General features: G+C 47.0%; 11 protein-coding genes. 2 read left to right on the top strand and 9 right to left on the bottom strand.

Annotated features, from left to right (window positions below; all coding sequences use genetic code 11):
• Positions 1-15: 15 nt before the first annotated feature.
• From ACWJJX_RS13965 to ACWJJX_RS13985, 5 genes are all read right to left on the bottom strand, one after another.
• A complete protein-coding gene (locus ACWJJX_RS13965) occupies positions 16-1,425 on the bottom strand; it encodes a replication initiation and membrane attachment family protein (RefSeq protein ID WP_063174675.1) in 1,410 nt (469 codons plus the stop codon).
• A gap of 111 nt (positions 1,426-1,536) precedes the next feature.
• Positions 1,537-1,995 (bottom strand): transcriptional regulator NrdR, encoded by a 459-nt coding sequence (gene nrdR / locus ACWJJX_RS13970; protein WP_003152473.1) that lies wholly within the window; start codon positions 1,993-1,995, stop codon positions 1,537-1,539.
• Positions 1,996-2,243: 248 nt separating this feature from the next.
• Positions 2,244-2,624: an adenosylmethionine decarboxylase gene (gene speD, locus ACWJJX_RS13975; RefSeq protein ID WP_003152471.1), complete on the bottom strand. Its 381-nt coding sequence runs from the start codon at positions 2,622-2,624 to the stop codon at positions 2,244-2,246.
• Positions 2,625-2,862: 238 nt separating this feature from the next.
• Positions 2,863-3,885 (bottom strand): glyceraldehyde-3-phosphate dehydrogenase, encoded by a 1,023-nt coding sequence (locus ACWJJX_RS13980; protein ID WP_454023050.1) that lies wholly within the window; start codon positions 3,883-3,885, stop codon positions 2,863-2,865.
• A gap of 207 nt (positions 3,886-4,092) precedes the next feature.
• The gene (locus tag ACWJJX_RS13985) at positions 4,093-4,479 is read right to left on the bottom strand and encodes a winged helix-turn-helix transcriptional regulator (protein ID WP_003152469.1); all 387 of its coding nucleotides are present in this window, start codon (positions 4,477-4,479) and stop codon (positions 4,093-4,095) included.
• Positions 4,480-4,662: 183 nt separating this feature from the next.
• On the opposite strand from ACWJJX_RS13985, the gene ACWJJX_RS13990 reads away from it, so the two are divergent.
• Together ACWJJX_RS13990 and ACWJJX_RS13995 are read left to right on the top strand one after the other, a co-directional pair.
• A complete protein-coding gene (locus ACWJJX_RS13990) occupies positions 4,663-5,862 on the top strand; it encodes an MFS transporter (protein ID WP_063174673.1) in 1,200 nt (399 codons plus the stop codon).
• Between the two features lie 58 nt (positions 5,863-5,920).
• Complete coding sequence (locus tag ACWJJX_RS13995; protein ID WP_003152464.1) at positions 5,921-6,763, top strand: aldo/keto reductase; 843 nt, start codon at positions 5,921-5,923, stop codon at positions 6,761-6,763.
• A gap of 38 nt (positions 6,764-6,801) precedes the next feature.
• Here the strand turns inward: ACWJJX_RS13995 and coaE are convergent, their stop codons facing one another.
• From coaE to polA, 4 genes are all read right to left on the bottom strand, one after another.
• The gene (gene coaE / locus ACWJJX_RS14000; RefSeq protein ID WP_031379146.1) at positions 6,802-7,395 is read right to left on the bottom strand and encodes a dephospho-CoA kinase; all 594 of its coding nucleotides are present in this window, start codon (positions 7,393-7,395) and stop codon (positions 6,802-6,804) included.
• A 15-nt stretch (positions 7,396-7,410) separates the two neighbouring features.
• Positions 7,411-8,043, bottom strand: a complete 633-nt coding sequence (ytaF, locus tag ACWJJX_RS14005; RefSeq protein ID WP_071391517.1) for a sporulation membrane protein YtaF — start codon at positions 8,041-8,043, stop codon at positions 7,411-7,413.
• A 136-nt stretch (positions 8,044-8,179) separates the two neighbouring features.
• On the bottom strand, positions 8,180-9,010 hold the full coding sequence (mutM, locus tag ACWJJX_RS14010; RefSeq protein WP_454023051.1) for a DNA-formamidopyrimidine glycosylase: 831 nt from the start codon (positions 9,008-9,010) through the stop codon (positions 8,180-8,182).
• A 24-nt stretch (positions 9,011-9,034) separates the two neighbouring features.
• Complete coding sequence (gene polA, locus ACWJJX_RS14015) at positions 9,035-11,674, bottom strand: DNA polymerase I (protein WP_156735640.1); 2,640 nt, start codon at positions 11,672-11,674, stop codon at positions 9,035-9,037.
• Positions 11,675-11,859: the final 185 nt, after the last annotated feature.

Below are 11,859 nucleotides of genomic sequence, written 5' to 3' on the forward strand. Positions count from 1 at the left end.
CCCCGCTTCTCTGTCTCAATAGGCAGAGTATTTTTTCAGTTTTTTCATTTCTTCCATCATTTTTTTCTTCTGTTCTTCAAGATCCTGTGCGGAAAGAGCCGTCTGTTCTTGTTTCTTCCCGGTTTCTTCTTCTTTCATCCAATCAGGGCGCTTTTCTTCCCGGACGTTTTTTTTGCCGCGCGCCGCGCCGTTTGTTTTGCCGTCCGCCCAATCAAGATATTGCCTGTGCTCTTCGATTGCGAGCTTCATTGCTTCCCGTACCGTTTTGACTTTCTTTCTGGCCCAGTGGGCGGCGATTTTTTGGATATAGTTTTTGGACAGCTTCATATCCGTTTTCAGCATGACATAATAAATCAGCACATTGGTGACGCCGGGCTCAAGCTTTTGTTCGAACATAATATCGGCGATGATCTGCAGGTCGGCTTTTGACGGCTCGGTCCCGTCCGCAATGTCCTGAAGAAGCTTTCTCGGTGATATGGTCTCAAGCTGTGCGATGAGTTCGCCGTTCAATGAATCGTCCTTTTCCGTCCGGTTTTCTCTCAAGGTGACAGGCTGTGTTTTATCAATCAGTTCCGGAAGCTTGCCGCTTCTTTCAATTTGGTACCAGTCGCTGGCCGCTTTCCTCAGCGCTTCGGCCGTTATCGTATCCTGTTCATTAATTGCGGTCATGACGACGTGCTGCATGGAGATAGGATCTATTCCGTATAAATATGAAAGCTTTTTAATGCTCTCCCGCACATCCTGTGTGATTGATTTGCGCGGTATCATCGTTTCTGATAACCCCGCCAAAAACAGCTCAAAATCAAACACTTCCTCCGTCACCGTATAGGAAGGCGCTTGTCCGACAGACGCCGTCTCATAGTCCTCGGGGAGCTTCATCGCCTCTTCCATATCAGGCGTCATTTTCCATTCACTCGGCTGAAAAGAGGCAAAAGCGTGATTAAACGGACGGGTAATTTCCCTTGCGCCCGCGCCGACGGAAGGGTGCGTGTAAAATTGTCTCAGCTGCTGGTATTTCGTTTTACCGACTCTGTTATAAAGAAAGACATTCAGCATGCCGTCTTCAAAAAAATCATTCGGCCTGAGCGGGGGCAGCAGCTCATAAATAAACATCCGCTCTTTTTGCTCGGACTCCCGGATATACACTTTCAGCAGCCCGATTCCTTCAAGCTTTCCCTGTTCATGATGAATCTTTTTTAAATTTGACTGCATCATGCCCATCAGCTGCCTGTGCGTGGATTCCGCTCCCCACAAGCGGTTCTGCTCCAGCTCCCCCCATAAGGTCATATAAAGGGAGAATGCAAAAGAACCGATCAGCGGCTGGTACAGATGTGTCAAAACCTGTCTGTCGACATCCTGAAGAAGCGAACGGCTTTTGACCGTATAAGGATCTACAGGCAATACGTCATTCCAATAGTCAGCCATGATTCTCAAACCTTCCGATATGTTTCTACTCTCATTTTACACCGTTTCTGCGATCTATCAAATGCCAATTTTGCTCATGAGAAAAGAGCCAGACACAATCTCTTAGCTCTCTCAGCGTTCTTTCTTTATTAAATCTTTCAATTCATCGATAAACACGTTTATATCCTTAAACTGCCGGTAGACGGAGGCAAAGCGGACATAAGACACCTCATCGATTTTCGCCAGGCGGTCCATTACCATTTCTCCGACAAGTTCGCTTTTGACTTCAGATACGCCTTGGTTTCTCAGCTCTTTTTCAATGTCAAAGCACATGTCTTCCAATGTTTTTAAAGGAACGGGCCTTTTTTCACAAGCTTTAATTAACCCGCGCAGCATTTTTTCACGGCTGAATTCTTCCCGGACGCCTTCTTTTTTCACGACGATCAGAGGCATCTCTTCAAACTTCTCAAATGTAGTGAAGCGGTAATGGCAGGCTTCGCATTCCCGCCTTCTGCGGATTGATTTCCCTTCGTCCGCAGGCCGTGAATCAAGTACGCGGGAACCGTTATGCTGGCATGAAGGACATTTCAAATTGGATCAGCTCCCATCTGTTTCGTTGCTGTAATGCGGTTCGCAAGCTTCCGGTAAATGCCCGCCAACGTTTCTAGGATGAGCCTATTTGTTGGGAGAGCCGATAGACCGGCCTTATCTTTTCTATTTTACAAAAAAAATGCTTAAAGAAAAAGCAATGCTGTTTTTTTACATTAGAAAAGGAGCATCAGCTTCAAAGCGCGTAATGGCTTTTTCAGCTTAGCTCCCTTGTGTTTGCGTTTTGAAAATTACAGTACTTTCGCTTGTGCCTGTTTAATCTGTACAGGCCCCATTCCTCTCGGTATTTCAATGTTTTCTCTTGTATCTGCATGTAATGCGTCCGCAATGTAATCCGCAGCCACATTAGGATCCAGGTCTCCACAAGTATAAACATCAATGCTTGCATATCCGTGTTCAGGAAAACTGTGAATCGTTAAATGTGACTCAGAGATAATAACGACTCCGCTTACGCCTTGCGGTGCAAATTTGTGAAATGCGACCTCGCGCACCTCAGCTCCTGATTTCAAAGCAGCATTTACAAACGTTTTTTCAATAAAATCCATGTCATTGAGCTTATCAAAATCGCATCCCCACAGCTCGGAGATGACGTGACGCCCCATTGTTTCCATAATCATGGACCCCCCTTAACAAGAATTAAAAAAGTGAATTTCCGAGAACTGACCCGGCCATTTACCACGGGGGAAAGTTAGTCCGGAGAGGTCCTAACCCTTTAAGTAATTCCGAAGCAGTCACGAGCAAGAAGTTCACGAAAGATAGTATACTGTGTTTAAGTTTATTTTGCAAGGTGTGTTTTTTGCGAATATGCCGTTAAGGGTTTTTTTCTAACAAATGTCCATGATCTTTAGTCTACACAGCTGACGGGTGTTTCATTCGCGCGGCGACGTGACGGATAAGATCAACGACCCGGCAGGAATATCCCCATTCATTGTCATACCAGGCGAGCACCTTTACTTTTCGGTCTTCCATCACCATCGTTGTCAGTCCGTCGATGATCGCAGAGTGTGAATTCGTATTATAATCCGAAGAAACGAGCGGCTCATCCGAATAATCAAGAATTCCGTACATCGACGTTTTTGAGGCTCTTTGGAAAGCGGCGTTCACTTGCTCGGCAGACACATCTGTTTTCAGATCGCAGACAAGGTCCACTAATGACACATTCGGAACGGGAACACGCAAAGCAAGACCGTGAAGTTTTCCTTTCAAATGAGGCAGCACGAGCGACAGCGCTTTAGCGGCGCCTGTAGAAGTCGGAATGATGGATTCTCCGCACGCTCTCGCCCTCCGCAGATCTTTATGCGGATTGTCGATATTTTTTTGATCATTCGTGTAAGCGTGAACAGTCGTCATCAGGCCGCTTTCAATCCCGAATTCCTGATCAAGCACTTTGACGACCGGCGCAAGGCAGTTTGTCGTGCAGGATGCATTTGAAATAATGACATGTTCATCGGGGTTGAACTGCTCTTCATTTACTCCCATGACAATGGTAACGTCTTCATTTTTGCCCGGAGCCGTTAAAATGACCTTTTTCGCCCCTGCTTCAATATGGCTCATCGCTTTTTCTTTTGAATTAAATTTCCCCGTTGCCTCTACGACGATGTCTATTCCGCATTCTTTCCACGGAAGCTCTCTCGGGTCCCGGCGATTGAACAGCATAATATGTTTTCCGTTGACGATCAGGCTGTCGTCGGCGGTCTCAACTTCTTGATCGTATTTGCCGTGAATTGTGTCATACTTTATCAAATGAGCAAGCGTTTCCGGGGGATAGCTTGCATTAATGGCTGTTATTTGAATTTGATCATCTTCCATTGCTTTTCTGAACACCATTCTTCCGATTCTTCCAAACCCGTTGATTGCTACTTTTACCTTCATGCTCAGGTCACCCCTTTTTAATATGCCACTCTAATTTACCTTTATTTATATATAGTATAACACATTAAAAGAAATCCGCCAGTACAACTTGATAAAAATCCACCCTTATACCGATCAATATGTTGTTCAATCGGTTTTTTTGCATATAAAATGATCTTTCTTCCATAAAAAAAGCAGGATCAGCGTCTCAGGCTGCCTGCTTTTTTCTTATATTTGTCCCGGTTCTTTAAATTTGTCATTTAAAATGCTGTCCTCTAAAACGGAAGACACCTCGCCGTACCGTTTAGCAATATGCATCGCGCCCCAGTCACACAGCGCATTTAAAATTCTTTCCAGACTGTGCCCGTATTCACTCAGCTCGTATTCCACTTTCGGCGGCACCTGATTGTACACGATCCGGTTGATGACGCCGTCAGCTTCCAGCTCCCGCAATTGCTGTGTCAGCATCTTCTGGGTGATGTCCGGCATAAGCCGCTTCAATTCGCTTGTCCGTTTTTTCCCGCGCATGAGGTGGCAGAGGATCACACACTTCCATTTTCCGCCGATCACTTCAAGCGCTGCCTCTACGGATATATTGTATTTTTTCTTCAGCAACGGTAATTCCTCCTCATCTATAGGAACTAAAAAGTGCCTATGGCACTTAAAAGTACGTTCTTTTCAATGACACTTCTATCAATCATAATGACATTTGCCGGCTGAAAAGGAATGTACTCTTATACTTATATCGTTTACCCGGCATCATTTCAACCATACATTATCGTTCAAGGAGGAAAACAGATGTCTTCACATCGCCAAAGCTATTTACCAGCGCTGCTGGCATTAGCCGTCAGCGCTTTTGCGATCGGCACAACCGAATTTATCAGCGTCGGACTGCTGCCGCTTATATCTCAAGATCTGCATATACCTGTGACAACGGCGGGACTTACCGTTTCCATGTATGCTCTGGGCGTGACATTCGGCGCGCCGGTTTTAACGTCTCTCACATCCGGCATGTCGCGGAAAACGCTGCTGCTCTGGGTGATGTTGATTTTTATCGCCGGAAATACACTCGCAGCGAGCGCTTCCTCAATCGGCGTCTTACTGGCGGCACGGGTCATTTCGGCTTTTTCCCACGGCATTTTCATGTCAATCGGGGCAACGATCGCCGCCAATATCGTGCCGGAGCATAAAAGAGCAAGCGCGATTTCCATTATGTTCACGGGGCTGACGGTGGCTACGGTGACCGGCGTTCCGTTCGGCACCTATCTCGGCCAGCAATTCGGATGGAGAATCGCATTTGCCGTCATTGTGGCGGTAGGAATCATCGCATTCCTCACAAACGCGCTTCTCGTTCCGTCACATTTGCGCAAAGGGACGAAAACCGCATTTTCCGAGCAGGTCAAACTCGTCACAAACGGCCGGTTATTGCTTTTATTTATTATTACAGCGTTAGGCTACGGCGGAACGTTTGTCGTGTTTACGTATTTATCTCCGCTTCTTCAGGAGGTAACCGGTTTTCAGAAAGAAACCGTCGCAGCCATCCTGCTCATTTACGGAATTGCGATTGCCATCGGAAACATGATTGGCGGCCGTTTATCAAACCGGAATCCGCTGAAAGCCTTGTTTTATATGTTCATTGTCCAGGCTGCTGTGCTGTTTGTCCTGACTTTTACCGCACCGTTTAAAACAGCCGGGCTGATCACCATTATTTTCATGGGGCTGTTGGCGTTTATGAATGTGCCGGGCCTTCAGGTATATGTCGTGATGCTGAGTGAACGTTTTGCGCCAAGCGCCGTTGATACAGCATCAGCCTTAAATATCGCGGCATTTAATGCCGGAATCGCGATCGGCTCGTTTGCCGGCGGAATCATTACAGACTCAATCGGAATCATTCATACCGCTTGGATCGGGGCGCTGATGGTGCTCAGCGCGGTCGTATTAACCGGATGGAGCAGGAAGCTTGAAAAGCGGGATCGCACTGCCATTGAAAGGAGGTGAGTTTTTCTTCAGCGCATTTTGATTTTTTCAACAGACAAATAATAGGAGGAATATATACATGACAACACATTTACAAGCAAAAGCAACATTGCATAACGGAGTAGAGATGCCTTGGTTCGGCATCGGAGTTTTCAAAGTAGAGGAAGGCGCGGAACTCGTCAACGCGGTGAAAACGGCATTGGTGCACGGCTATCGCAGCGTTGATACCGCCGCGATTTACGGAAATGAAGAAGGTGTCGGCGAAGGCATCCGCCAAGGGCTGCAAGAAGCGGGATTAAAACGTGAAGACATTTTTGTCACGTCAAAAGTATGGAATGCCGATTTAGGATATGAAGAAACGTTAAAAGCGTTTGACACAAGCTTAGAAAAACTCGGTTTAGATTATTTAGATTTATATTTGATCCATTGGCCTGTCGAAGGAAAGTACATCGATGCGTGGCGGGCGCTCGAAACCCTCTACCGGGATGGACGCATTAAGGCGATCGGGGTCAGCAATTTCCAAATTCACCATCTGAAACATCTCATGAAAGAAACGGAAATCAAGCCGATGATCAACCAGGTGGAGTACCACCCGCGCCTGACACAGAAAGAACTGCTTGCTTTCTGCACTGAACAAGGCATTCAGCTTGAAGCGTGGTCGCCATTGATGCAAGGGCAGCTGCTTGATCACCCCGTCTTACAGGAGATCGCTGAGAAGTACGGCAAATCAGCCGCTCAAGTGATTTTGCGCTGGGATTTGCAAAACGGTGTCATCACCATTCCGAAATCAACTAAAAAACACCGTATTGAAGAAAATGCAAATGTCTTTGATTTCGAACTGTCAGCTGACGATATGAAGCGGATTGATGATCTGAACGAAAATCTCCGTGTCGGTCCGGACCCTGACAATTTTGATTTTTAACCAGAAAAACACCGTTCGGCTTTCCGAACGGTGTTTGTTTATGCCCAGCCGCTCAATACTTCCTCAAGCTGGTGCTTTGTATGTTCAAGACTGCCGCTGTTATCAATGACGGCGTCAGCTTTTTTTGCTTTGTCCGCTAAAGGCATTTGCGACGTTATCCGGCTCATCGCTTCTTCTTCTGTAAGGGAATTCCGCTCCATCAGCCGTTTGAGCTGAATGTCTGCCGGTACGGTGACGACGAGCACCTTGCCGACAAGATAATCAAGCCCGCTTTCATACAAAAGCGGTATATCCAAAACGACGAACTGCTCTTTTCTCGCAACGGCTTCATCCCGCTGTTTCAGCATTTCCGCACGCACTGCCGGATGAACGATCTGATTCAGCTTCAGACGCTTCTGTTCGTCAGTGAAAACGATAGAACCGAGTTTTTTTCTGTCAATGCCGCCGTTTTCCAGCAGGATGTCTTTTCCGAATGCTTCCACAATTTGTCCGTAAGCCGGCATTCCTTTTTCCACCGCCTGTTTCGCGATGACATCCGCATCAATGACTGTTATTTTTTTGTCGATCAGCATACGCGCTACCGTGCTTTTGCCGCTTGCGATGCCTCCCGTTAAACCGATGACCAAGCTCAAAAAGCCCACTCCTTCTTACATTTTCCAAATCCCGATGATAATCAGCAGGACTCCCGGCAAAAATGTCATTTTATCTATCCAATCCCATCTTGAGAGCAAATGCCCAGCGTTTATGCCGAGTGAAACAAACAGCGAGCTCATCACCCCGACAGTCACGCTCATCATAACCGGAGAAAAGCCGAGAATGGCCGCTCCCAGCCCGGCGCCAAACGCGTCAATGGATAAGGCGATACCGAGCAGAAGCGCCTCGACTCCGTTAATGGTTCCGGATCGATCAATATCGGCGCTGGTCGGTTTTTTCAAAATATGAATGACGATGCCGAGCGATTTCACTTCAAGATTAAGCAGCGTTTTTTCATGCAATAAGTAATCCGGCTCTTTAGCCGGTTTAAAAAATTGCCAGATGACCCATGCCCCGATTCCGATTAAGATCAGCCCGCCCAGTTTCTCCGTGACGGATACGGGAAAAATCTTTGTCAGAAAATGGCCGATCAGCATGGATATAAACATCACAGAGGCTGAACAGCAGGCGATCACGGCAATCGCTTTGAACGGGATTTTCATTTTTCTCAAACCGTACGTAAACCCGACTGAAAAACTGTCCAAGCTGACAGCAAAAGCCAAAAGCAGCAAAGAAACAATCTCCATATCCGTTTCTCCCTTTCTCTTGATCGGCAATTGTGGCATATGCCTATTGGGTGAATCACAATATATATATGGAGAAAGGTCATCAACTGTGTTAGAAAAAAGTCATTCTGCTGCCGCCTGCTTGAACAGCTTCAGTTTATGATTTTTTTTGGCAGCGGGCGCAAAAATGCGTCCCCCTTCCGCCGACCACGATTTTAGAAATCATCGTGCCGCACGTTTTGCACGGTTCATCCTTTTTGCCGTATACGTAATGTTTGAGCTGAAACATTCCGATTTCCCCTTGAGAATTGATATAAGACCGGACGGTGCTCCCGCCCGCGTCAATCGCTTCCTGAAGGGTGTCTTTAATTTCTGTATGAAGCGTTTTTATCTGCCCGTCAGACAGGCTGTTCGCTTTTGTCTCAGGGTGAATCCGCGCCCGGAATAAAGCTTCATCGACATAAATATTGCCGAGGCCGACGACCGCTTTTTGATCGAGCAGGGCGGTTTTCACCGCGCGGTTCGTTTTTGCAAGCCGCTCTTTTAAATAATCGGCGGTAAATGCTTCATCATCTGGTTCGGGCCCGAGCTGTGAAAGCGGCAATGCATTCCGTTCCTCTCCCGGCGCAAACAAATGCATCGTGCCGAATTTCCGGACATCCCGGTAGCGGAGCTGTGTTCCGTCCGTCATGTGAAACACGACGTGCACATGTTTATCGTCAGGCTCATCGGCCTGATGAAGACCGTATTTCCCCTCCATCCGCAGGTGGGACACCATGACATAATGATCCAAATGGAAAAGCAAAAACTTTCCCCTTCTTCCGATGGATCGGATCGTTTCTCCTGCAATTTGCCGCGCGAATTCCTCCGGCTCGGCGGGTTTTTTGATGATATTCGGCCATCTGATATCCGCCGATTCAATCGTTTTCCCCTTCACAAGACCGGTCAGAGTGCGCCGGACCGTTTCAACTTCTGGTAATTCCGGCACAATCATCACTTCCTTTTTTTCTGTTTATTTTGCATCGTACCAGGACGGCCCTGAAGCATAATCAGCCTTCAGCGGCACGTCTAATGCCAAAGCATGCTCCATCACTTCAGGAACCAGCTTTTCTAATATTTCAATTTCTTCCTTAGGCGCTTCAAAAATCAATTCATCGTGCACCTGAAGCAGCAGCCGCGCCTTCAGGTTTTTCTCTTTCAGCTCAGCTGCCATGTCAATCATGGCTTTTTTAATAATATCAGCGGCGCTTCCCTGAATCGGCGTATTCATGGCCGTCCGTTCCGCAAAGCTCCGCAGGTTGAAGTTGCGGCTGGTCAGCTCAGGGATATAGCGGCGGCGCTGCATAAGTGTCGTCACATATCCTTTTTGTTTCGCTTCCTGCACCGATTCTTCCATATATGCCTTGACGCCCGGGAAGCTCTCCAAATAGCGGTCAATAAAAGCGCCCGCTTCTTTCCGGGTGATGCCGAGGTTTTGCGAAAGCCCGTAATCGCTGATGCCGTAAACGATCCCGAAATTGACGGCCTTTGCCTGGCGGCGCATCGCTTGTGTCACTTCATCTTCACTGACATGAAACACGTCCATGGCGGTTTTTGTGTGAATGTCCATGTCATTCGTAAACGCTTCGATCAGATTTTCATCTTTTGAAATATGCGCAAGCACCCTTAATTCAATTTGTGAATAATCGGCGGCGAAAATAAGCCAGTCCGGTTCGGACGGTACGAAAGCCTGACGGATTTTCCGCCCTTCCTCCAGCCGGATCGGAATATTTTGCAGGTTCGGATCCGTTGAACTGAGGCGTCCGGTTTGCGTCAATGCCTGATTGAATCGTGTATGCACCTTATGAGAATCCTTGCGCGTGACTTTCAGCAGCCCTTCAATATAAGTCGATTGGAGTTTGCCGATTTGTCTGTATTGCAGAATGTACGCGACGATATCATGTTTGTCTGCAAGCTTCTCAAGCACATCAGCTGAAGTGGAATAGCCTGTTTTTGTTTTCTTTACTGGCGGCAGGCCGAGTTTTTCAAACAGAATGACGCCGAGCTGTTTTGGTGAATTGATGTTAAACGGCTCACCGGCGATGTCATGGATTTTTTCTTCATATTCTTTCAGTTTTGCCTTGAGCTCTTCTCCCATTCGCTTCAGTCTTTCAACATCCACTTTGACGCCCATTGATTCCATTTCTCCGAGAATTAGCGCAAGCGGGAGTTCAAGATCTTCATAAAGCTCAAGCTGATTATTTTCTTCCAAAGCGTCAAGCAGTTTGTCACGGAGGCTGTTAACGGCAGACGCTTTCCGCGCGAGATGATCGGCAAGCTCTTTTTCAGCCGGAACGGCGCGTTTTGCGCCTTTTCCGTATACCGCTTCATCTTTTGAAACGATATTCAGCCCGTATTCTTTCGCTACGCTCGCGACATCGTCGTACGAATTGCCCGGGTTTATAATGTAGGCAGCAAGAAGCGCGTCAAATTCCGTTCCCTTCAGCTCAATTCCCTGCCAGCGCAAAGCGACGACGGAACGTTTGCTGTCGAACACCCATTTTTTCATTGATTCATCTTCAGCCCAAGATTTAAAAGCTTCAGACTGAATGGCGATTTCTTTCGGAATATAATAAAGACCTGTTTCATTCACGATGGCAAAGCCGAGGATCGGTTCTTCGTGATAGTTATCACCGATTTGTTCGACGACCAAAGCGGACGGCGAAACGAGCATATCTTCGGTGATTTCTTCTGCCGTTTCGACATTGATGTCTTCAAAATTTTCTTCCGCCGTTTCCCCGCTTTCTTCTCCGAGCCGCTCAAGAAGCGTATTAAAACCGAGGTCTTTAAAAATGGCAACAACTTGTTCACGGTCAAACCCTTGGTAATCTAAATCTTCGGGCTTGACTTCAATCGGCGCATTTGTCATAATCGTCGCCAGCTCTTTGCTCATCAGGGCTTGTTCCTTATATTCTTCAAGCTTTTCTTTTAATTTTTTTCCGCTGACTTCATCAATGGAATCAAGCAGTTTCTCAACCGAATGGAACTGCTTTAAGAGCTTAATCGCGGTTTTTTCTCCGACGCCGGGGACGCCCGGTATGTTATCGGATGAATCCCCCATTAATCCCTTCATATCAATGATTTGCAAAGGGGTCAGACCGTACTTTTCCTGCACGTGCTCCGGCGTGTAATCTTCTACGTCGGTAATGCCTTTTCTCGTAATGGCAACGGTCGTTTTCCCGGTGGCAAGCTGGGTTAAGTCCTTGTCCCCCGAAACGACCTTCACTTCGAAGCCGTCTTTTTCAGCAGATACGGCAAGCGTGCCGATAATATCGTCCGCTTCATATTCAGGAAGCTCGTAGCGGCTGATGTTGTAGGCATCGAGGAGCTCGCGGATGAACGGCATCTGTTCTGAAAGCTCCGGCGGGGTTTTTTGTCTTCCGCCTTTATATTCTTTAAACGTGCTGTGGCGGAAAGTGGTTTTTCCCGCATCAAAAGCCACCAGCATATGGGTCGGTTTTTCATCCTCCAGCATTTTCATTAAAATCATCGCAAACCCGTATACGGCATTTGTATGAATGCCTTTTTCATTGCTTAAAAGCGGCAATGCAAAAAACGCCCGGTACGCCAGACTGTTTCCGTCGACAAGCACTAATTTTTTTCGTTCCGTCATTCAATATCCTCCTAAGAGCAAAAGCTCGTCATTCCTCTGTTTTTTAATCTCACAGCTTCTCTTATTTTAACAAAGTTCAATTTGAAAGGAAAATGAGCGGACCCCGTGAAAACGCAAAAAAGGACGGGAACAAGAAAACGCGTTCCCGCCGTCAAAATTGGCTCCTTGGATGAAGGGGTTCTGTT

The organism is Bacillus sp. YH3-2-B2, assembly GCF_053663335.1.